The organism is Lutibacter sp. (assembly GCF_016342705.1).
GTDB lineage: Bacteria > Bacteroidota > Bacteroidia > Flavobacteriales > Flavobacteriaceae > Lutibacter.
In genome coordinates, this window is the sequence record NZ_JAEINV010000015.1 from 41,839 (window position 1) to 63,082 (window position 21,244).

Sequence of the window (21,244 nt, forward strand, 5' to 3'; positions counted from 1 at the left end):
CGTTAAAATACATAGCTAAAACAGTATCAAACTTAAAGTTGATGCTGTTTTTTGCAATTATATGTTCTCAAAACATGTTGGCTTCATTTATTTTAATTCCTATGGATGAAGTAACGCAAACCAATCATTTAAAAGCATATGGGATTACTTATTGGTCTTTAAATCAAGGGAATAAAGCAAAATGGTTATTGAATTATGAAGGCGGTTCTTTTTTGTTAGAAGATAGTGAAGCTACCCGAAATGAATGTAAAATTAGAGGTGTTACTTTTCATGTTATTTCAGATACGCAGGCGTTAACAATTTTAGAAGAAATTAGCAGTCCTTCAAAAAATATGGAGGCCGTAGATTTAGAAAAAGCTCCAAAAATTGCGGTGTATTCTCCAAAAGATAAAATGCCTTGGGATGATGCAGTAACTATGGTTTTAAGTTATGCTGAAATTCCATTTGATGTTATTTATGATGAAGATGTTTTAGAAGATAAACTAATACTTTACGAGTGGTTACACTTACATCACGAGGATTTTACAGGTCAGTTTGGAAAATTTTATGGAAGTTATAAAACGGCGCCTTGGTACATAGAACAAAAGAAAGCGGCAGAAGAATTAGCTCAAAAATTAGGTTATAAAAAGGTTTCAGAAGAAAAATTAGCAGTTTCATTAAAAATTAGAGATTTTGTAATTGGTGGCGGATTTATGTTTGCCATGTGTTCGGCAACGGATAGTTTTGATATTTCTTTGGCCGCAGAAGGGATTGATATTTGTGAATCTATGTTTGATGGTGATCCTTCCGAAGTTGATTATCAAACTAAGTTAGATTTTAATAAAACCTTTGCGTTTAAAGATTTTACATTGGTGAGAAACCCAATGGAGTATGAGTTTTCTTCTATCGATATGACCGCAAAAAGAACTATTCAACGTACTTCAGACTATTTTTCATTACAAGAATATTCTGCAAAATGGGATCCAATTCCAACAATGTTATGTCAAAATCACACACAATTAATTAAAGGTTTTATGGGGCAAACCACTTCTTTTGATAGCAATGAAATAAAGTCTAATGTGCTGATTATGGGTGAAATTAAATCGAACAAAGAAGCGCGCTATATTCACGGAGTTAAAGGAAAAGGAATGTTCACTTTTTATGGTGGTCACGATCCGGAAGATTATCAACATAGAGTGGGAGATGCCAAAACTGAATTAGATTTGTTTCCAAATTCACCAGGGTACAGATTAATATTAAATAATGTGTTGTTTCCTGCAGCAAAAAAGAAAAAACAAAAAACTTAAAATTTGTTAATAACACGCAAATAAGTTTCTTTTATTTTTTTAGTCAAACCAACATCAAAAATGCTATTTTTGCGTTTTAAAATTTAAACTATAAAAATGTCAACTACACAACAACTGCAAGATTTTGCACAACAAGTACGAAGAGATATTGTGAGAATGGTTCATGCTGTAAATTCTGGACATCCGGGAGGTTCTTTAGGCTGTAATGAATTTTTAACGGTACTTTACCAAGATGTAATGGAATATTCTACAGATTTTACTATGGATGGTAAAAACGAAGACTTATTCTTTTTATCAAACGGTCATATTTCGCCAGTTATGTATAGTGTATTGGCTAGAAGTGGTTTTTTTCCAGTATCTGAATTGGCAACATTTAGATTGTTAAACTCTCGTTTACAAGGCCATCCAACAACACATGATGGTTTACCAGGTATTAGAATTGCTTCAGGATCATTAGGTCAAGGAATGAGTGTTGCTATAGGAGCAGCTCAGGCTAAAAAATTAAATGGTGATACCAAATTAGTATATTCTTTGCACGGAGACGGTGAGTTACAAGAAGGTCAAAACTGGGAAGCAATTATGTATGCAGCGGGTAAAAAAGTTGATAATTTAATTGCAACGGTAGATTATAATGGTCAGCAAATTGATGGATCTACAGATCACGTTTTACCTTTAGGTGATTTAAAAGCTAAGTTTGAAGCTTTTGGCTGGATTGTTTTAGAAGTTGAAAAAGGAAATGATATAGAAAGTATAAAAAATGGTTTAGCTAAAGCAAAATCATTGACTGGAAATGGAAAACCTGTGTGTATTTTATTAAAAACAATGATGGGGAATGGTATTGATTTTATGATGCATACACATGCTTGGCACGGAAAAGCACCAAATGACGCACAATTAGAAAGTGCTTTAAACCAAAATCCAGAAACTTTAGGAGATTATTAATATCAATTTTATTTTTGATATTTTATTTATAGAAGCCTCTTTCATACTTGTTTATGAAAGAGGTTTTAAATTTTAAGCTATTTATAACGCATCTTTTTAAGTTATTTGTAAGATTACAGTTATATTTACGTCTGTTCAAAAACTTTTAAAATTATTAAATGAAAATAGGTATTGTTTGTTATCCAACATTTGGAGGAAGTGGAGTAGTTGCAACTGAATTAGGAATGGCTTTGGCTAAAAAAGGACATCATGTACATTTTATAACCTATAAGCAACCAGTTAGGTTAGATTTTATTTCCAACGATATTCATTTTCATGAAGTTTTTGTAGAAGAATATCCATTATTTCAATTTCAACCATATGAATTGGCATTGTCAAGTAAAATGGTGGAAGTGGTTTTAGCTCACGAATTGGAAATTCTACACGTTCATTATGCCATTCCTCATGCATATGCTGCGTATATGGCAAAGCAAATGCTAAAAGAAAAAGGTGTTGATATTAAAGTAGTTACAACTTTACACGGTACCGATATAACATTGGTTGGTAGTCATCCAAATTATAAAACTGCGGTAGAATTTAGTATTAATAATTCGGATATTGTTACAACTGTTTCTGAAAGTTTAAAAAGAGATACTTTACGCTTATTCAACATTAGAAAAGACATAAAAGTTATTCATAATTTTATTGATTTTGAAAAATATCCTGAAATCCATTCAGAAGAATGCCAACGTAATAATATAGCGAACGAAAATGAACGTATTATTACACATATCAGTAATTTACGTCCGGTTAAAAGAGCTAAAGATGTGATTAAAATTTTCTATAAAATTCAACAAGAAATTCCTTCAAAATTATTGTTAGTTGGAGAAGGTCCAGATAGAGAAAGCATAGAAAATTTAGCAAAAGAATTAGGTATTATTGATAAAATTTTATTTCTAGGAAACAGTAATGAAGTCAATAAACTACTGTGTTATTCAGATTTATTTTTATTACCATCAGAAACTGAAAGTTTTGGGTTGGCAGCTTTAGAAGCCATGGCCGCTAGAACTCCGGTAATATCAACAAATTCAGGAGGGTTGCCAGAAGTTAATATTCAAGGAGTTACAGGTTTTTTAAGTGATGTTGGTGATACAGACGATATGGCTAAAAATGGTATCTTTATTTTAAAAGACGATAAAACACTGCAACAATTTAAACACAACGCTTTAGAACAAGCAAAACAATTTAGTATGCAAAATGTATTGCCAAGTTATAAAGAAGTTTACCGAGAAGTTGTAACGGATTGTTGTTAAGCGTTATAAAAGTCTAAAGCAGCAATTAAAAGCTCTTTTTCAACTTTACAATCTAATTTGTACTTTTCAAAATCTGAGAGTAATACAAAATTTACTTTTCCACCCACATTTTTTTTATCGTGGATTAATAAATCTAATATTGGTTGGTAATCTGAATTTTCAATAGTTACTTTTCCGTAAATTTTAATAAGAATATCTTTTATCTCATTCAATTTATTTTCAGGAAAATTCAATAATTTTTGAGAAATAAAAGTTTCAGTTATCATACCAATAATAATTGCTTCACCATGCGTAAGTTTTTCTTTAGCTTCAGATTCTAAAAAATAGGACTCCACAGCGTGTCCTAAAGTATGCCCAAAATTTAAAATTTTACGCAATCCAGCTTCTTTAGGATCTTCAGTTACAACTTCATTTTTAATTTCAATAGAGCGGTGAATTAATTTACTTATATTTTTGATTGACAATTCATTAAATGAAGTTATTTGATTCCATAATTTAACATCATAAGAGAGTCCATATTTTAATATTTCAGCTAAACCAGAGTGTAATTCTCTTGCTGAAATTGTTTCTAAATAAGTTGTGTCAATTAGTACCATTTCTGGGTCAGAAAATAAACCAATTTGATTTTTTAAAACACCTAAATCAACACCAGTTTTTCCTCCAACAGAAGCATCAACCATACTTAATAATGTAGTTGGAATATTTACAAAAGCAATTCCTCTTTTAAAGCAAGAAGCAACAAAACCACCTAAATCTGTTATTACGCCTCCTCCTAAATTAATTAATAAGCTTTTTCTATCCGCACCCAATTCGGTAAGTGCGTGCCAAACTCCTGAACAGGTATCTAAATTTTTATTTTCTTCTCCAGATTCTATTTCAATAATTTCAATAGTAGCCTTACATTCAAGTTGTTGTAGTAAAATTGGCAAGCAATTTTCATTAGTGTTTTCATCAACTAAAACAAAAATTGTTGACGGATTATAGGACGCTACAAAACCGTTTAATTTTTTGTAAGCATCTTCTTGAAAGTTAACATAGTAATTATTGGATAAAATAGGTGTCATTTTGGATAGAATTTGCGCAAAATTAAAGATAAAAAATTAAAAATATAATCACTTTGAAAACTATCTTTGTGTAAACACTTAATATAATGGAAAAATTATTTAATAATACAGAAGTTGCTTTCGCTTTAAAAACTAATTCAGAGCTAGATAGAGCTTTTTATTTGTTTGAAATGATTAAAAGAGAGCCGCTTGTTAAAATTGGAACAGCTGTAACTAAATTTGCTTTAAAAACACATCTTCCTGTTGAAGGTATTATTAGAGCTACCGTTTTTGATCATTTTTGTGGAGGAGTTACGGAACAAGATTGCATGTCTACTATTGATAAAATGTACACCAAAAATGTACATTCTGTTTTAGATTATTCTGCAGAAGGAAAAGAAGTGGAAGAACAATTTGATTTAGCAATGGAAAAAACGTTAAATACCATAAAATTTGGTACAGAACGTAAAAGTATTCCATTTGCAGTTTTTAAACCAACTGGTTTTGGGAAATTGAGCCTATATCAAAAAATAACAGAAGGAACTCCTTTATCTGCTCACGAAGAAGTAGAATGGAAGCGTGTAAAAGAACGCTATGAAATTGTAAGTAAAGCCGCTTACGAAAGAGATGTGCCTTTATTAATTGATGCTGAAGAAACTTGGATGCAAGGCGCTGCAGATGATTTAATTGAAGCAATGATGAAAAAATACAATAAAAAGAAAGTAATTGTATTTGGAACCTTGCAATTGTATCGTTGGGATAGGTTAGATTATTTAAAGGAATTGCACATCAGATCAAAAGAACAAGGCTTTAAAATAGGAATGAAATTAGTACGTGGAGCGTATATGGAAAAAGAACGTGAACGTGCCGAAGAATACGGTTATAAAGATCCTATTTGTAAAAATAAAGAAGCAACAGATAAAATGTTTGACGATGTTTTAACTTATATGTTTAAAAATATTGAAGACATGGCTATTTTTGCAGGTACTCATAATGAAGAAAGTTCATATTTATTAATGGATTTAATTGCCAAATCTGGCTTAGATAAAAATGATAAAAGAGTTTGGTTTGGACAATTATATGGAATGAGTGACCACATAAGTTATAACTTGGCAAAAGAAGGGTTTAACGTTGCAAAATACCTTCCATTTGGACCAGTTCGTGATGTTATGCCTTATTTAATTAGAAGAGCAGAAGAGAATACTTCTGTTGCAGGACAAACAAGTAGAGAGCTTAACTTATTAAAGACGGAACGTGTAAGAAGAAAAATTTAATTATAATTTATATTTAAAAAAGGAAGAGCTATTTATAGCTCTTTTTTTATGTAATTGTAAATCAGTAATTTAAATTTAAATTAATATTTATAATTTCATAGTAAAAAACAAAATAAATCAACTACTTTTGCACCTGCTTAAAAAATCAAATATGCAATCTATTAGAAACATCGCTATTATAGCCCACGTTGACCACGGTAAAACTACATTGGTTGATAAAATAATTGACCAAGCTCACATTTTAGATGAGCGTAAAGTCCGCACAGATTTATTATTAGATAATAACGATTTAGAAAGAGAAAGAGGAATCACGATTCTATCTAAAAACGTTTCTATTATTTATAAAGGTGTAAAGATTAACATTATAGATACTCCTGGTCATGCCGATTTTGGTGGTGAAGTAGAGCGTGTATTAAAAATGGCTGATGGTGTTTTATTATTAGTAGATGCTTTTGAAGGTCCAATGCCTCAAACACGTTTTGTACTTGGAAAGGCTCTAGAATTAGGGTTAACACCAATTGTTGTTATTAATAAAGTAGATAAAATAAACTGTACACCAGATTTAGTTCATGATAAAGTGTTTGATTTAATGTTTGCATTAGATGCTTCTGAAGAACAATTAAATTTTGCATCTGTTTATGGTTCTGCTAAGCAAGGTTGGATGAGTTATGATTGGAAAGAACAAACAGATAATATTATTCCTTTATTAGATTCTATTTTAGAAAACATTCCTGCAGCCCCTTATTTTGAAGGAACTCCACAAATGCAAATTACATCATTAGATTTTACATCTTTCGTAGGACGTATTGCAATTGGACGTGTTTTTAGAGGAGATTTAATTGAAAATAAAGATTATTCTCTTTGTAAGGCTGATGGAACAACTAAAAAGGTGCGAATTAAAGAACTACACACTTTTGAAGGTTTAGGAAAAGATAGAGCAGAAAATGTAAGAAGTGGAGATATTTGTTCAATTACAGGTATTGAAGGTTTTGATATTGGAGATACTATTTCAGATTTAGAAAACCCAGAACCATTGCCAAGATTAAAAGTAGATGAACCTACTATGAGTATGTTATTTACAATTAATAACTCTCCATTTTATGGCAAAGAAGGTAAATATGTTACTTCTCGTCATTTACGTGATAGATTATTTAAAGAAACTGAAAAAAACTTGGCTTTACGTGTTGAAACTACAGATTCTGAAGATAAATTCAATGTGTTTGGTCGTGGAATATTGCATTTATCAGTATTAATTGAAACAATGCGTAGAGAAGGTTATGAATTGCAAGTTGGTCGCCCACAAGTAATTATAAAAGAAATTGACGGTGTTAAATGTGAGCCTTATGAAACTTTAGTTATAAATGTACCTGAAGAATTAGCAAGTAAAGCAATTAACTTAGTTAGTTTAAGAAAAGGGGATATGTTAGTAATGGAGCCAAAAGGCGATATGCAACATTTAGAATTTGATATTCCTTCACGTGGTTTAATAGGTTTACGTAATAAAATATTAACAGCTACTCAAGGTGAAGCAATTATTAACCATAGATTACGTGGTTTTGATGCATATAAAGGCGAAATTGCCACTTCTAATAATGGAGCTATAATTTCTGCAGAAACTGGAAAAGCTACAGCTTATTCAATAGATAAATTACAAGATAGAGGGAAATTCTTTATTGACCCTAACCAAGATATTTACAAAGGTCAAATTGTTGGAGAAAACAACAAACAAGAAGATATGGCCGTGAATTTAATTAAAGGTAAAAAATTAACAAACGTTCGTAAGTCTGGTACTGATGACAGTGTTAAAATTGCACCTAAAATTGATTATTCATTAGAAGAATGTATGGAATATATTAAAGATGATGAATATTTAGAGGTTACACCTCAAAGTTTACGTATGCGTAAAATATTTTTTAGATAACACTTTATAACAATTTTAATATGTAAAAGCTCTCAATTTTTTGGGAGCTTTTTTTGTTATAACTGAGTAAAGTATTACAAAATATTATGTGAATTAACGCAACCTTTGTTACTATAATCGTTTTAAACCTTTTTAAAATATTAGGGTCAAAGAAGTAATATATTAAATAAAAGAAATAATAAATTAAAGAATTAAAATCATGAAAAATAAAATTTTAGCAATTAGCATTATTTTTACACTTTTAACAATAGGATGTTCTAATGATGACAATGATAGTATTAATGATACTATTTTAATAGAAACAACATCTGAAGAACTTAGTTTAACATCCCAGGAAATTGAGGATTTACTATTTTTAAGAGAAGAAGAAAAATTGGCAAGAGATGTATATTTATATTCATATGAAAAATACAATTTGCAAATTTTTAAAAATATTTCAAATAGTGAATCGCAACATATGAACAGTGTTCTTGAATTACTAAATGATTATAACCTTCAAGATCCTGCTTCAACTGAAATTGGAGTTTTTAACAATGAAGTATTACAAAGTATTTATAATCAGTTAGTTGAACAGTCAAGTATTTCACTTTTAGAAGCTTTGAAAGTAGGAGATAAAATTGAAGATTTAGATATAAAAGATTTAGCATTAAATGAAAACAGAACAAATAAAATAGATTTACTTTTGGTTTATGGTTCTTTAAAATGTGGCTCAAGAAACCATTTAAGAAATTTCCACAGCCAAGTGTTACAAAATAATGGAGAATATTCTCCAGAATTTATTTCAATAGAGGAGTTTATTGAAATCATTTCTTCTTCTAACGAAAAATGTGGGATTTAATAAATTTAAATATAAAATAACATGAGAAAAGTGTGTTTAATTCTTACAATTATAGGATTTATAATGGTAAGCTGTTCAAATTCAAAAAAAGATGTAAATATAATAGCTAATGAAAATGTTAGCTTTAATAGAATTGAAAGTGAAAGTTTAACACTTTTTAAGAAAAATTGCTATGCCTGCCATTCTGTTGTTTCAAAATCACATGATGAAATTATAGCTCCTCCAATGGTAGCTGTAAAAAGACGATATTTAATGTCTTACCCAAATAAAAAAGAATTTATTGAAGCCTTTACAAATTGGGCTTTAAATCCGAGTGAAGAAAATGCTTTAATGAGAGGTGCTGTAGCAAATTTTAAAATAATGCCAAAACAAAGTTTTAATAAAATTGATGTTGAAAAAATATCAACCTATATATTTGAAAATGAGATAGAAAAGCCCGTATGGTTTGAAACTCATTTTAATAATGAGCATCCAAATGGAATGGGAAACGGAAATGGAAAGGGCAGGGGAAGAGGAAAATTTTAATATAATTTTAAAAATTTATATCAATTTTAGCTTAAAATAATCTTTTAATATGTATAAAAAGTAAATATTAACCCTAATAATTGTTCTTTAAGTACTAAAATTATTAATTTATTGAAATTATTTTAAACTTTTTTTTTATGAAAACAGCTTACAATATTGAAATAACAAAAACGCTTCAAGAGCTTTTAATTATTGGTTTTTTAACAAATAATTATAATTTCAAACGTTGTAGTTCAAACTTAGTCTAAATAAATTTTACACTTTTTATTGATTTTTTTTAATCCATAAATTTGGATTATATAATAATTGTATATACATTTGATGTCTATACAACAGTAGTATAGAAAATAGTTGTCCCCCCGAAGTTGAATAAAAATGATAAAAAGGATGAGTTAAACTTACCTGGTTATACAATTAATAACATATTACAAACAGGTAACTGGATGACTGAAATCTACTCAGAGCATCTAAAACAATACGCTTTATCAATTCAACAATATCAAGTTTTACGTTCTTTGAGAGATTTAAAAGGTGAACCTACAGATTTGTTAACCCTTTCAGCACAAATGGTTAGTAAGAATAGCAACACCACACGTTTAGTTGAAAAATTAAGACTTAAGAAGTTAATATCTAGAGTGCAAAATGAAGAAAATAGGAGGAAAGTAGATATTACAATTACAGAAAAAGGATTAGTTCTACTTTCGGAAATTGATAATGTACAGCAGCAATTTGAAATGAGCTCTGTCACTAATTTAAATGAAAATGAAATTAAAACTCTCAATATATTATTGGAAAAATTAAGAAATAAATAAACCCCAAATAAGATTATTATTTTTAACTATTTACACCCCTAAATAGTTGAAAATTTAATCTGATAAATTAGTAAGAATAGTAAGAATTAGAATTAATGTAAGAATTAATGAAAAAGTAAATCAACCCCAAGTACTCTAAGAGGTAGTTGCACTGTAGTCACATACTTATTTAAAGTGATCCGAAAATGCTTTAAAAAGTTAGATGGTTAGTAAGAACTTTGTTTCTGCCTCTTTTTTTTAAAATTAAATGAATGTAAAGAAAAAAAATCAACCCCAAACACAAGCCAAAACCCCAAAGACATGAATATATCTTCATTAATCTACCCAAGATTTTTAATTTGTACTATAACCCAAAATAGTAGCAAAAATTTAAGAAAAAATAAAATTTCAACTTTATTTGAATATATAAGTGTTCAACCTATTTGGAATTTAACAATTACACCAATCGTTTTTTTTCAAAAGTTATTTCTGCAAAATTTTTGCGGCCGTAAACTATTTATCAACATTCACTTATCCCCACAACGGTAATAATAACGATAATATTTACGGTCGCTTTTTCATTATAATAAATTAACCCCTTTTAAACCCCAAAAAATGAATTTTTTAAAATTTAACCTCGCGCTATTAATTGTAGCTGTTTTAACAATGTCATCATGTGCTTCTGAAGATGACGGAATTTATTTCGATAAAGTAAATGAAATCACAGAGTTAAAAATTGAATATTCTGAAATTGAACTAGAAATTTTAGATTTAGTGAATAATTATAGAATTGAAAATGGCCTAAATCCATTGAAAAAATTAGATTTTATTTCAACTATTGCAAAGACTCACACAACTTATATGCTTGAAACAGGGTTAGTTAATCATGATTTTTTCTATGAAAGAAATGAAAAATTAGTAACCCTAGTAGGAGCCAAAAATGTTGGAGAAAATGTAGCTTATGGATATACTTCAGCACAAGGTGTATTTGAAGCCTGGTTAAATAGTGAGCATCATAGAGAGATTATAGAAAATGACAGTTATACACATTTTGGTATTTCAACGGAATGTAATATGAATGGAAAAAATTATTTTACTCAAATGTTTATTAATAAATAACTAAAATTCAATTATTATGGAAACAGTTAAAGACAAAAAAAACATGCAGGATACTAAACAAGCCTGTAAAGTTATAAATGTATTAACTCCTTATTTTGAATATAAAAATAAAAAAGGTAATACAATTAAGTATATCATTTAAAGAATAATTAGAGAAAATTGTTGTCCCAAAAAAAACAGTTGCAAAATCTTTAGAAATTCGTCGTCCCCACAACGTGTAGTATTTTAAATAGATTTAAACAACTGTTTTATTAAATTTTTCAGAAAAAAACAGTCGCAAAACTTTTGAAAAAACTGTCGTCCCCACGATAATTTTTTTTTAATTTAGTATTACGACTGTAAATTATTCCTTAAACTTAATTATAATAGTTAAGTTTAAGGAATTACTATTTTATAGCGGTAAATTTATAGCTTTACCATAAAATATACAATTTTTTGAAAGGATAATATTAACAAAATTGAGAATAATAAATACCATTTATTTAAATCTTAATTTTTATTTTTTTTAAGTAAAAAACTTCAATAATTATGAACAATTTATTTTACGAATTTGAATACCAAGTAAAGGATAATGAAATTGATGATTTAAACCATGTTAATAACATTAATTATTTAAATTGGGTACAGCTAGCAGCCAATAAACATTGGGCTTTATTAACAAATTCTAAATTTGATAATCAATATGTTTGGGTAGTTTTAAGACACGAAATAGATTACATTTCTCCGGCATTTTTAAATGAAATAATAACTATAAAAACTTGGATTGGTGACTCTTATGGAGTTAAGTCTGATAGGTTTGTTGAAGTCCATAGAAATAATGAGTTATTAACAAAAGCTAAAACTACTTGGTGTTTATTGGATAAAAAATTAATGAAACCAGTTCGAATCCCAAAAGAAATATTGCAATTGTTGGAAGAAATGAAATTATAAATTTTTATTTTTTTCTTCAATCCATTTAGAAAGGTATTTAGTACTTTTCATTTTATGATGTGAAAGCATTAAACCAATAAAATTATTTTGCCGGTGTTTTTCTAAATGATTCAAAATAAAATTAACATTTTCAGAAAAAAGTAAACCGTATTTTTCTTTTGAAAAGCAATTATTAATAATATTAACACCATTTTCTTGAGATTGAAGCCAAATTTTTTGGTTTTCATATAATTCAATAGCCTTATCCGCAAATTTTTCTGCATCATTTTCAATAAATCCATTCCAATTTAAACCGTTGAACATTCCTTCAGCACCAATAGTTGTTGTAATATTTGGAGTGCCAAATTGCATAGATTCTATTAATTTTCCTTTTAAACCGGCTCCAAATTGAATAGGAGCTAGGCAAATTCTTGAATTTATATAGGCTTCTTCAGAATTTTCAATCCAACCTTTAATAAAAAAGTGATCTTTAACATTTTGTAATTGGTATACTTTTTCAGATGCGTAAGCACCATAAACATGCATTTCGGCTTTTGGTAATTTGTTTTTAATGAGTGGCCAAATATTATTTTTTAAATTTAGTACAGCATTGTAGTTAGGTTCATGTCTAAAATTTCCTATTGTCATAAAATGAGCGCGTTCATTAAAACTTGGGTAAATGTGCATCTTTTTATGCTCAATTGAATTTAGTAGAAATGGTAAATAACACAACAAAGATGTATCTAAATTAAATTCTTCAATCAATAAATCCAGTTCAAATTGTGAAATTATAAGTGTTAAATCGCATCTATAAATACTGGCTAATTCTCTTAAAGTAATATCATTTCTTATAAATTCTTTAAAATTAGTGGAGTTTTTTTTAAGTGCAGTTTTACGTGCATATCGTAAAAAATGCAGATCTTCAGTGTCTAAAATTTTAAGAGCTTTGGGGCAATTTTCAAGAATTCTCCAACCAAACTGTTCTTCAGTTAAATATCTGTCAAATAGTACTATTGATGGATTTACTTGAAGTATAAGTTCATCAAAACTATTATTATTTAATTCAATATTAAAAGTGGTTATTCCTAAATTTTCTAACGGAAAAGAAGTTTTATTTTTTGTTGCCGTACTTACAAAAGTTATGTTGTAGTTTTCTTCTAAAAAAAGTTCTATAATTTGAAGCATTCTTTTTCCAGCTGCTGTAGAGCTTGGTTCTGGCCAAACAAATCCAATTATTAATAGATTTTTCATGAAGTTCAAAATTATAAAACGCTTTCCATTTAAATTCGATAATGAATAAAAAAAAGACCTTAATTTTAAAAATAAGGTCTTTTAATTTATAAATTTTTAGTTAAGATAAAATTCCTTTCTTATTTGAATTATTAGAAAACCAAACTAACAGCAATGCTATTAATATAATAGAGATTGGCATTATAGCCTTATCAGTAGTAATTTCAACAAAATTTTGAATTAAAAAAGTGTATGTTGATTGCACTAATACTGCTATAAATGAAATTATAAATAAAATAGTTGCCCATTTTTTTCGTAGTAATAAAATAAAACAACCAAAAGTTCCGGAAAAAACTGCAATTGCAAATGCAGCTGTAACCCAAGCAGGAACGTTCGTATACCAAGCTTGTTGATCTTCTGATAATAATGCTAAAGTTTCGGGTGTCATATAAGCTTGTTTTAAATAGGCGATAACTCCCATAATATTCCAGAATAACGCAATAATACTTATAACCCAAAAATTGATTGGAGTTTTGGTAGATGACTTTGACATACTTTTATAGATTTAATTGATTTTACGTTATGAATGTAGAAAAAAAATATTTGTAAAACAACTATTAAAATAAACTAAAAAAGGATTTAAAATAGGGATTTGTTTAAAAACAAAATTGATTTCATTTCATATGTAATTAAAAAAATTAAATAGTTTATTGTATTTTAGTTTTATTATTATTTTTAAATTAAAAATTAAAAATAATCAAAACTTAATTTTATATTTGCAATATGTTTACTTTTTTTATTATAATAAAGTAATCCTATAACTGTTTAGGAATTAACAGCATAAAATAACTTAAATCATAAAAATAATTAATGGCAGGATCACAAGAAACCTTTGGTAAAAAAGAAAGAGAAAAAAAGCGTTTAAAAAAGAAACAAGATAAACTGCTTAAAAAAGAAGAACGCAAGGCAAGTGGTCAGGAAAGTATGTTTGTTTATGTTGATGAATATGGTCAACTTACAGATACGCCTCCAGATCCGTCAAGAAAAATTAAGGTGGACGCTGCAAGTATTGAGATTGGAATTCCTAAAAAAGAAGATAGAGTTGAAGAACCAGATGTTCCTAATGAAGGGAAAGTTTCATTTTTTGATACTTCAAAAGGATTTGGTTTTATAATTGATTCTAAAACTCAAGAGAAATTCTTTGTTCACGTTAGTGGATTATTAGAAGAGATTAAAGAAAATGATAAAGTTACCTATGAACTTGAAAAAGGTTTAAAAGGTTTAAATGCGGTTAGAGTTAAAAAAATCTAATTCAATTAAAACAATATATTAAAAAAGCCGTAAATAAATATTTACGGCTTTTTTTGTTTTAAAATATTCCTTTTTAATTTTTTCTAATAAAAAGGTCTTTTGGTAATTCTTTATCAATATGCATACCTGTGTCATATTTTGAATCTCCTGAATATCCTTTAAATTCTTCTATATAAATAGAAGGTTTCTTTTTAACTGAAGTTTTTGCACTAGGTGCAATTTGCTCAATAGCTTTTGCTAAAAGAGGCTCTGTTTCTAGTCCTAATTCCTGAAAATCAGAAACATACTCAATTAATTCAATAGTAGGATCAAAACCATCTTTATCATTATCACCTAATTTATTAACTGTTTCTAAAACAATTGGTTGTATTGCCCAAGTATGTCTTGGATTTAAATTTGCTCCTGTTCTTCCAAAAGTATCAGAATCATATAAAGTAATGGACCCTGTATATTTACCTGAAGTTGTTGTTCCAATGGTAACTACATCAATATAAGGTTTTAATCCATTTATAATTAACTCACTAGCAGAAGCAGAACTTCCAGTAGTTATTACAAAAACTCTAGTTAAATTTAAACTATTAATTGGTAATTGTACAGTGTTTCCGCTCGTATCAGTTTTTGATATCTGATTTACAAAATTGTTAACAACCCAATCTGGATGGTTTGTTTCAAACCAACTCTGCAATTCTGTATTCCATTTTTCTTTAGCAAATAATTGTCCATTAAACTGGCCCGTAATCATACTTGCTAAGTAAACTGATGTTTGAACTGAACCACCTCCATTATATCTTAAATCTAAAACTAATTCAGTTGCTCCTTCAGATTTTAATTGTCCAAAAGCCTCATTTAATTGTTGATCATAAGTGCTAGTAAATGCATTATACATAATATAACCTATTTTTTTTCCACTAATATCTAATGTTTTAGCAATTAAAACAGGATTTTCTTGATACGCACTTTTTGTTAAAGTAACTGATTTTCCGTTAGAAATTGGAACTCCACCATTTAAATCTGCAAAATTCATAATGTAGGTATCTTGTTCTAAAAGGCTACTGTAGTTGTCAACTGTTAATTGAATTCCATCAATAGCATCAAAAACATAACCACGTTTTACATCTTTTGTTGAAGCATCAGAGTTTGGTTGAATATATCTAACATATCCTAGAATATTATAATCGCTACCAGATTCATAAGATAATCTAAACTTTACCCCATTACTAGTGCTAATTCCTTGAAATGAATTTTCTAAAGCAACATAATCATCTACAACCCAAGACCATTTATCTATATTTTGTCTATTATAAATTAAACTTTCAAAAAAATCGTCTGGATTTGGGTATGAATTTAAATAATTGAAATAAGATTCATTATTATCATCTTTAGTATTTGCTAAAGTAGGAACATTATCTTTCCATAAATAATACGTATTCATACCTTCCCAAATAAAATCTTGAATTTCAACTTGAGAAAAATCAATTACTGTTGGATTAGTAGGAGAATCATCACTTTTATTACATCCTATAAATAATGTAATTGATAATAAACTTAGTGCTAATTTATAGCTAACTCTTTTCATATTGTTATTTGAATTTAATTTTCATTTAATTTTGTCGCAAGATATTAATTTTTATTACAATTTTTTCATGCAACTGTTACAAAAACGAAAGTTGTTCGTCATAATTGTGTAATCGACTTAAAAAAGTAAAACCAAACTTATAATGAAGCAGTCAGATTTTTTAAAAACAGTAATGCCTTTTAAAGATAAGGTATTCCGATTGGCAAAAAGGTTGTTAGTATCTACTGAAGAAGCAGAAGATGCAACACAAGAACTTTATTTTAAACTTTGGAAAAATAAAAACAAATTAAACGATTATAATAGTGTAGAGGCGTTTGCTATGACAATGACAAAAAATTATTGTTTTGACAGGCTAAAATCTAAACAAGCAAGTAATTTAAAATTAGTACATAGTAATTATCAAGAAAATGGTACGCCGTTACATAAACAAGTAGAATTAAATGATAGCGTGAGTTTGGTTCATAAATTAATTGAACGCTTACCTGAACAACAAAAAATAATAATACAATTAAGAGATATTGAAGAATATGAGTTTGAGGAAATAGCAGAAATGTTACAAATAAATCCAACAGCCGTAAGAGTTTCATTATCCAGAGCAAGAAAAACAATTAGAGAACAATTAACAAAACAACATAATTATGGAATTAGCTAACATAGAAAAGTTGTTGGAAAAATATTTAAATGCAGAAACTAGCATTGCAGAAGAAAAGGAGTTAAAAAACTATTTTTCACAAGGTAATGTAGCGCCACATTTAAAAGAATACGAAACACTATTCGGATATTTTTCAACTAGTAAAAATGAACGATTTACAAAAACCATTCAATTAAAAACTAAAAAGGTGAATTGGAAATGGTTATCTGTAGCCGCATCAATAGTTTTGCTAGTAAGTGTTTACACTGGTTATCAAAAAAACCAAGAACGGAAAGCTGAAAAAATTATAGCAGAAACCCAAATGGCTTTGGGAATGCTTTCAGCAAATTTAAACAAAGGGACTGCGGCAGTAGCACACTTGCAACAGTTTGAAACCACAAAAAACAAAGTATTTAAACAACCTAAATGAAACAAAAAATGAAAAAATTAATCTTATTAGTAGCGATAGTTACCTTGCCATTTGCAAATTATGCACAAACATCAGTTTTTGATAAGTTTGAAGATATGGACGATGTAACAACAGTGGTGATTACCAAAGAAGCCTTTAAAATGGCAAGTAAATTTGGAGGAAATAGTGCAGAGGCTAAGGAATATGTAGATATGGTGAAAGATTTAAACAATTTAAAAGTATTTACAACAGAAAGTGCTGCAATTGCAAAACAAATGAACGACGTAGTTTCATCTTATTTAAAATCTTCAAAACTTGTAGAATTAATGCGAGTGAAAGATAAAGATGCAAATGTTAAAATTTACATTAAAAAAGGAAAAGACGATGACCATGTTAGTGAACTCTTAATGTTTGTAAGTGATATGCAAAATAAAACGAATCAAGAATCGGTAATATTATCTTTAACCGGAGATATTGATTTGAATAAAATTTCGAAAATAACAGAAGGTTATATTCCAAATAGTGGAAAACAGTTAAAAAAGCAATAAAATGAAAATATTTTTGAAAATAGCAACAGTAATTATTGTAATTGCAACACTCACAATTAGTTGTGATTCCAGCCAATCACTACAAAAATATTATGTAGATAGTAAAGAAAATAATGAATTTATTTCTGTTGATTTACCTTCAAGTATTTTACAATTAAAAGATCAAGAAGCTTCAGAAGAAGTAAAAAACACTTTAAAAACTATTAAAAAAGTGAATTTTTTAGCCTTGCAATTGACGGAAACTAATAAAGAACTGTTTGCTTCAGAAAAAGAAAAGGTAAAACAAATTTTAAAAAACCCTAAATACAAGCAATTAATGCGAATGAATGGAGGAAAAGGAAATGTAAGTATTAATTACCTTGGTGAAGAAGATGCTATTGATGAAGTAATCATTTTCGGATCCGATAATAGTAAAGGTTTTGCTTTGGTTAGAGTAATTGGAGAAAAAATGAATCCGAGTGATATCATGAAAATTTCACAGCAAATAAAATTAGACGGAGATTCAAATCAATTACAGCAATTAGAAGGCTTAATGAAAAGCATCAATTAAAATATTTTATTTAAATAATAATGAAAGCTATACTTAAACGTATAGCTTTTTTTTTAACTGATTATTAACGGCTCAGCTCAATTAAAATAGTATTTTTGAACCTTTAAATTTAAATGTATCCCATGAAAAAAATAGTAATTGCTTTAATTTTATTAATTACGCTTCAAGTAACTGCTCAAAATAAAATATATCAGGCTGAAAGAGAAAAGATTAACAATTTAGTACATACCAAATTAAAAGTAGATTTCAACTTTCAAAAAAACCAAATGAATGGTGAAGCTTGGATAACTTTAGAGCCTCATTTTTACTCAACAGACAAAGTGGTTTTAGATGCTAAATCATTTGAAATTAAAGAAGTTAAAGTAAATAATGTAAAGGCTGGATTTAATTATTCTGATGATGAAATTACTATTGAATTAGGGAAGGTTTTTAAAAAAGGTGAACAATACGAAGTATACGTAAAATATATTGCGAAACCTGAAGAAATAACGCAAAAAGGAAGCAAAAGTATTACGGATGCAAAAGGATTGTATTTTATAGATCCAAAAGAAGAAGATCCTAATAAACCAACGCAAATTTGGACTCAGGGAGAAACAGAATCAAGCAGCTGTTGGTTCCCAACAATAGATTCTCCAAACCAAAAATCTTCACAAGAAATTTATATGACAGTTCCTAGTAAATATGTAACACTGTCTAACGGAACATTAAAAAGTCAGACCAATAATACAAACGGAACCCGCACAGATTATTGGAAAATGGATCAGAAGCACGCACCGTATTTATTTTTTATGGGAGTTGGTGAGTTTAGTGTTGTAAAAGACACTTGGAAAAATATAAATGTTGATTATTATGTTGAAAAGGAATATGAAAATGTAGCTAAAGATATTTTTGGAAATACTCCAGAAATGATTACTTTTTTCTCAGATATTACAGGTATCCAATATCCTTGGGATAAATACAGTCAAATTGTCGTTAGAGATTTTGTGAGCGGCGCTATGGAAAATACAACAACTGTAGTTCATGCAGAAGATGCACAACAAAAAAAAGGACAATTAATTGATGATAATGAATGGGAAGGAACTATTGCCCACGAATTATTTCATCATTGGTTTGGCGATTTAGTAACTACCGAAAGCTGGGCTAACTTAACTGTAAATGAATCGTTTGCAACCTACAGTGTTTATTTATGGTTTGCGCATAAATATGGAAAAGATAAGGCCGATGCTCATATGTATGAAGATGTACAAACATATTTACAAAGTGAAAGTGAAGATAAAAATTTAGTCCGTTTTTATTATCATGACAGAGAAGATATGTTTGATACCGTTAGCTACCAAAAAGGAAACGCAATTCTACATATGTTACGAGATATTTTAGGAGATGAAGCTTTTTATCAAGGAATCAATTTATATTTAACAGAACACAAATATGGAACTGCTGAAGCACACGATCTTCGTTTAGCTTTGGAAAAAGTGAGTGGGAAAGATTTAAATTGGTTTTTTAACCAATGGTATTTTGGAAATGGTCACATTAAAATGAATGTTACGTACGATTATAATACCATAAATAATAAAGTAACTGTAAATATTAACCAACCAGGTAAAGTGTTTAAATTTCCTATAACAATTGATGTTTATGAAGATTCAGGTATTAAAAATTCCTATAATGTTTGGGTAGATAGTGAACAGAATTCATTTACTTTTACATTTAATAAGTTACCTAAGTTAATAAATATTGATGCTAAACATGTATTATTAGCTGAAATTTCAGATAAAAAAACATTAGAAAATTACATATTTCAATTTAACAATGCAAAACATTATTTAGATAGAAGATTGGCTTTAGAAGAAATTGTAAAGCAACAAAACTCTAAAGAAGCCTATGAAACAGTTATAAAAGCATTTAATGATCCTTATTTTGAAATTAGAAAAATAGCATTAGAAAATATAGATTTATTTCAAAAGTATAATAAGAAAGATGCTATAATAAAAATTGAAAACCTAGCACAAAAAGATAAAAGCACCATTGTACAAGCTGCTGCAATAAAGGTATTAGGAAAATTATTAGATCCAATTTATAAACCACTTTTTGAAAGAGGAATGGAAAATCCTTCGTATGCCATTACAGGAGCGTCCCTAACATCTCTTTATTTAATTGATAAAGCGAGTGCTATTAATAAGGTAAATACGTTAAATAATGATGTTAAAGAAAGCTTAGCAGATGCGGTTACAACTATCTATATAAATGAAAATAACAAAGAAAACTTGCCATTTATAGCAAATCATGTTTTAAAAGGAATGTTTTTGTCTGAAGATCCAAAAATACAACAATTGTATGGAGGAGCATTTAAATGGATTGCTGAAAGTGATAACAAAGAAGCTATTAGCAATTTAACAAATGATTTTGTAAAACTTGGAAATCAGTATAAAAAGTATAATTTCGATAAAATGTCTGTAAATATGCTCAACCAAATGGTTCAAAAGCAGTTATTATCATCAAATAAAAATAAAGATGAACTAATGCTTATTATAAAAACAGGTATTTCAAAACTTATAGAGTAATAATTTAACTACTTAATAAAAAAAGGCTTCTGATACTTTCAGAAGTCTTTTTTTATTGCTGTTTATAGTTTTTAAAAGTACCATCCTTAAAAAAAATAACTATTCTATCAATTTCATTATTTTGTATATCAACAGGAATAACTTGTTCATTTAAAACCTCAGTAGTTTTTTTTAACTCTAGGTTTTCTTCTGTAAATAATGATGGAGTAGGGTTCGCTTTTTTTACTTCTGATTTTGGAAAATTCCCAGTACCATTTAATAGCCAATACAATTCTACATCTGGAAATTCTTTTAATATTTTTAACACAAAATCTAAACTAGGTTTATTCCTTCCAGAAAGAATATGAGAAATACTAGAACGCTGAACATCTATTTTTTCGGCAAATAACGCTGCTGATATTTCATAATAATTCATAATAATATTTAATCTTTCAGCAAATTTCTCAACGTTAATCATATTTTACAATTGTAAATTATTAATTGATTAC

Annotated in this window: 22 protein-coding genes; 17 read left to right on the forward strand and 5 right to left on the reverse strand. The window is 28.3% G+C overall.

What is annotated here, in order from left to right; translation table 11 throughout:
* The first annotated feature begins 41 nt into the window (after positions 1 to 41).
* From JEY78_RS13005 to bshA, 3 genes are all read left to right on the forward strand, one after another.
* On the forward strand, positions 42 to 1,286 hold the full coding sequence (locus tag JEY78_RS13005; protein ID WP_291852110.1) for an asparagine synthetase B: 1,245 nt from the start codon (positions 42 to 44) through the stop codon (positions 1,284 to 1,286).
* Between the two features lie 96 nt (positions 1,287 to 1,382).
* Positions 1,383 to 2,228: a transketolase gene (locus JEY78_RS13010; RefSeq protein ID WP_291852113.1), complete on the forward strand. Its 846-nt coding sequence runs from the start codon at positions 1,383 to 1,385 to the stop codon at positions 2,226 to 2,228.
* Between the two features lie 158 nt (positions 2,229 to 2,386).
* Positions 2,387 to 3,520 carry an N-acetyl-alpha-D-glucosaminyl L-malate synthase BshA gene (gene bshA / locus JEY78_RS13015; protein WP_291852115.1) on the forward strand — a complete coding sequence of 378 codons (1,134 nt, stop codon included), beginning with the start codon at positions 2,387 to 2,389 and terminating at the stop codon, positions 3,518 to 3,520.
* Here the strand turns inward: bshA and aroB are convergent.
* Positions 3,517 to 4,584 carry a 3-dehydroquinate synthase gene (aroB, locus tag JEY78_RS13020; protein ID WP_291852118.1) on the reverse strand — a complete coding sequence of 356 codons (1,068 nt, stop codon included), beginning with the start codon at positions 4,582 to 4,584 and terminating at the stop codon, positions 3,517 to 3,519. The genes bshA and aroB overlap by 4 nt on opposite strands.
* Before the next feature lie 86 nt (positions 4,585 to 4,670).
* On the opposite strand from aroB, the gene JEY78_RS13025 reads away from it, so the two are divergent.
* The 8 genes from JEY78_RS13025 (at position 4,671) to JEY78_RS13060 (ending at position 11,961) form a co-directional block, all read left to right on the forward strand.
* The gene (locus JEY78_RS13025) at positions 4,671 to 5,837 is read left to right on the forward strand and encodes a proline dehydrogenase family protein (RefSeq protein ID WP_291852121.1); all 1,167 of its coding nucleotides are present in this window, start codon (positions 4,671 to 4,673) and stop codon (positions 5,835 to 5,837) included.
* Between the two features lie 151 nt (positions 5,838 to 5,988).
* The gene (gene typA / locus JEY78_RS13030; protein ID WP_291852124.1) at positions 5,989 to 7,758 is read left to right on the forward strand and encodes a translational GTPase TypA; all 1,770 of its coding nucleotides are present in this window, start codon (positions 5,989 to 5,991) and stop codon (positions 7,756 to 7,758) included.
* Between the two features lie 199 nt (positions 7,759 to 7,957).
* The gene (locus JEY78_RS13035) at positions 7,958 to 8,596 is read left to right on the forward strand and encodes a DUF2202 domain-containing protein (protein WP_291852127.1); all 639 of its coding nucleotides are present in this window, start codon (positions 7,958 to 7,960) and stop codon (positions 8,594 to 8,596) included.
* Between the two features lie 21 nt (positions 8,597 to 8,617).
* On the forward strand, positions 8,618 to 9,121 hold the full coding sequence (locus JEY78_RS13040; RefSeq protein ID WP_291852131.1) for a hypothetical protein: 504 nt from the start codon (positions 8,618 to 8,620) through the stop codon (positions 9,119 to 9,121).
* 365 nt (positions 9,122 to 9,486) lie between these two features.
* Positions 9,487 to 9,933, forward strand: a complete 447-nt coding sequence (locus tag JEY78_RS13045) for a MarR family transcriptional regulator (RefSeq protein ID WP_291852133.1) — start codon at positions 9,487 to 9,489, stop codon at positions 9,931 to 9,933.
* 594 nt (positions 9,934 to 10,527) lie between these two features.
* Entirely contained in the window at positions 10,528 to 11,031 is a 504-nt protein-coding gene (locus JEY78_RS13050) for a CAP domain-containing protein (RefSeq protein ID WP_291852136.1), read from the forward strand.
* Positions 11,032 to 11,047: 16 nt separating this feature from the next.
* Positions 11,048 to 11,173, forward strand: coding sequence for a hypothetical protein (locus JEY78_RS13055; RefSeq protein ID WP_291852139.1), 126 nt, complete (start codon positions 11,048 to 11,050; stop codon positions 11,171 to 11,173).
* A 386-nt stretch (positions 11,174 to 11,559) separates the two neighbouring features.
* Entirely contained in the window at positions 11,560 to 11,961 is a 402-nt protein-coding gene (locus JEY78_RS13060; RefSeq protein WP_291852141.1) for a thioesterase family protein, read from the forward strand.
* Here the strand turns inward: JEY78_RS13060 and JEY78_RS13065 are convergent.
* A complete protein-coding gene (locus JEY78_RS13065; protein WP_291852144.1) occupies positions 11,956 to 13,191 on the reverse strand; it encodes a glycosyltransferase in 1,236 nt (411 codons plus the stop codon). The genes JEY78_RS13060 and JEY78_RS13065 overlap by 6 nt on opposite strands.
* A gap of 100 nt (positions 13,192 to 13,291) precedes the next feature.
* Positions 13,292 to 13,723, reverse strand: coding sequence for a hypothetical protein (locus JEY78_RS13070; protein WP_291852147.1), 432 nt, complete (start codon positions 13,721 to 13,723; stop codon positions 13,292 to 13,294).
* Between the two features lie 317 nt (positions 13,724 to 14,040).
* Between JEY78_RS13070 and JEY78_RS13075 the strand changes: the two genes are divergently transcribed.
* Positions 14,041 to 14,481: a cold-shock protein gene (locus JEY78_RS13075; RefSeq protein ID WP_291852151.1), complete on the forward strand. Its 441-nt coding sequence runs from the start codon at positions 14,041 to 14,043 to the stop codon at positions 14,479 to 14,481.
* Between the two features lie 73 nt (positions 14,482 to 14,554).
* Here the strand turns inward: JEY78_RS13075 and JEY78_RS13080 are convergent, their stop codons facing one another.
* Complete coding sequence (locus JEY78_RS13080) at positions 14,555 to 16,057, reverse strand: S41 family peptidase (RefSeq protein ID WP_291852154.1); 1,503 nt, start codon at positions 16,055 to 16,057, stop codon at positions 14,555 to 14,557.
* A 142-nt stretch (positions 16,058 to 16,199) separates the two neighbouring features.
* On the opposite strand from JEY78_RS13080, the gene JEY78_RS13085 reads away from it, so the two are divergent.
* From JEY78_RS13085 to JEY78_RS13105, 5 genes are all read left to right on the forward strand, one after another.
* Complete coding sequence (locus JEY78_RS13085) at positions 16,200 to 16,709, forward strand: sigma-70 family RNA polymerase sigma factor (RefSeq protein ID WP_291852157.1); 510 nt, start codon at positions 16,200 to 16,202, stop codon at positions 16,707 to 16,709.
* On the forward strand, positions 16,696 to 17,118 hold the full coding sequence (locus JEY78_RS13090) for a hypothetical protein (protein ID WP_291852160.1): 423 nt from the start codon (positions 16,696 to 16,698) through the stop codon (positions 17,116 to 17,118). The genes JEY78_RS13085 and JEY78_RS13090 overlap by 14 nt, the downstream gene beginning before the upstream one ends.
* 8 nt (positions 17,119 to 17,126) lie before the next feature.
* Complete coding sequence (locus JEY78_RS13095) at positions 17,127 to 17,645, forward strand: DUF4252 domain-containing protein (RefSeq protein ID WP_291852162.1); 519 nt, start codon at positions 17,127 to 17,129, stop codon at positions 17,643 to 17,645.
* Between the two features lies 1 nt (position 17,646).
* Positions 17,647 to 18,195, forward strand: a complete 549-nt coding sequence (locus JEY78_RS13100; RefSeq protein WP_291852164.1) for a DUF4252 domain-containing protein — start codon at positions 17,647 to 17,649, stop codon at positions 18,193 to 18,195.
* A gap of 122 nt (positions 18,196 to 18,317) precedes the next feature.
* Positions 18,318 to 20,756 (forward strand): M1 family metallopeptidase, encoded by a 2,439-nt coding sequence (locus JEY78_RS13105; protein ID WP_291852167.1) that lies wholly within the window; start codon positions 18,318 to 18,320, stop codon positions 20,754 to 20,756.
* A gap of 52 nt (positions 20,757 to 20,808) precedes the next feature.
* On the opposite strand, the gene JEY78_RS13110 is transcribed toward JEY78_RS13105, so the two are convergent.
* On the reverse strand, positions 20,809 to 21,213 hold the full coding sequence (locus tag JEY78_RS13110) for a helix-turn-helix transcriptional regulator (RefSeq protein ID WP_291852170.1): 405 nt from the start codon (positions 21,211 to 21,213) through the stop codon (positions 20,809 to 20,811).
* Positions 21,214 to 21,244 lie beyond the last annotated feature (31 nt).

Bases quoted from the DNA above. Each gene is read 5' to 3' on its own strand.
- JEY78_RS13005 (WP_291852110.1), top strand. From the start codon at position 42: ATGCTGTTTTTTGCAATTATATGTTCTCAAAACATGTTGGCTTCATTT.
- JEY78_RS13010 (WP_291852113.1), top strand. From the start codon at position 1,383: ATGTCAACTACACAACAACTGCAAGATTTTGCACAACAAGTACGAAGA.
- bshA (WP_291852115.1), top strand. From the start codon at position 2,387: ATGAAAATAGGTATTGTTTGTTATCCAACATTTGGAGGAAGTGGAGTA.
- aroB (WP_291852118.1), bottom strand. From the start codon at position 4,584: ATGACACCTATTTTATCCAATAATTACTATGTTAACTTTCAAGAAGAT.
- JEY78_RS13025 (WP_291852121.1), top strand. From the start codon at position 4,671: ATGGAAAAATTATTTAATAATACAGAAGTTGCTTTCGCTTTAAAAACT.
- typA (WP_291852124.1), top strand. From the start codon at position 5,989: ATGCAATCTATTAGAAACATCGCTATTATAGCCCACGTTGACCACGGT.
- JEY78_RS13035 (WP_291852127.1), top strand. From the start codon at position 7,958: ATGAAAAATAAAATTTTAGCAATTAGCATTATTTTTACACTTTTAACA.
- JEY78_RS13040 (WP_291852131.1), top strand. From the start codon at position 8,618: ATGAGAAAAGTGTGTTTAATTCTTACAATTATAGGATTTATAATGGTA.
- JEY78_RS13050 (WP_291852136.1), top strand. From the start codon at position 10,528: ATGAATTTTTTAAAATTTAACCTCGCGCTATTAATTGTAGCTGTTTTA.
- JEY78_RS13055 (WP_291852139.1), top strand. From the start codon at position 11,048: ATGGAAACAGTTAAAGACAAAAAAAACATGCAGGATACTAAACAAGCC.
- JEY78_RS13060 (WP_291852141.1), top strand. From the start codon at position 11,560: ATGAACAATTTATTTTACGAATTTGAATACCAAGTAAAGGATAATGAA.
- JEY78_RS13065 (WP_291852144.1), bottom strand. From the start codon at position 13,191: ATGAAAAATCTATTAATAATTGGATTTGTTTGGCCAGAACCAAGCTCT.
- JEY78_RS13070 (WP_291852147.1), bottom strand. From the start codon at position 13,723: ATGTCAAAGTCATCTACCAAAACTCCAATCAATTTTTGGGTTATAAGT.
- JEY78_RS13075 (WP_291852151.1), top strand. From the start codon at position 14,041: ATGGCAGGATCACAAGAAACCTTTGGTAAAAAAGAAAGAGAAAAAAAG.
- JEY78_RS13080 (WP_291852154.1), bottom strand. From the start codon at position 16,057: ATGAAAAGAGTTAGCTATAAATTAGCACTAAGTTTATTATCAATTACA.
- JEY78_RS13085 (WP_291852157.1), top strand. From the start codon at position 16,200: ATGAAGCAGTCAGATTTTTTAAAAACAGTAATGCCTTTTAAAGATAAG.
- JEY78_RS13090 (WP_291852160.1), top strand. From the start codon at position 16,696: ATGGAATTAGCTAACATAGAAAAGTTGTTGGAAAAATATTTAAATGCA.
- JEY78_RS13095 (WP_291852162.1), top strand. From the start codon at position 17,127: ATGAAAAAATTAATCTTATTAGTAGCGATAGTTACCTTGCCATTTGCA.
- JEY78_RS13100 (WP_291852164.1), top strand. From the start codon at position 17,647: ATGAAAATATTTTTGAAAATAGCAACAGTAATTATTGTAATTGCAACA.
- JEY78_RS13105 (WP_291852167.1), top strand. From the start codon at position 18,318: ATGAAAAAAATAGTAATTGCTTTAATTTTATTAATTACGCTTCAAGTA.
- JEY78_RS13110 (WP_291852170.1), bottom strand. From the start codon at position 21,213: ATGATTAACGTTGAGAAATTTGCTGAAAGATTAAATATTATTATGAAT.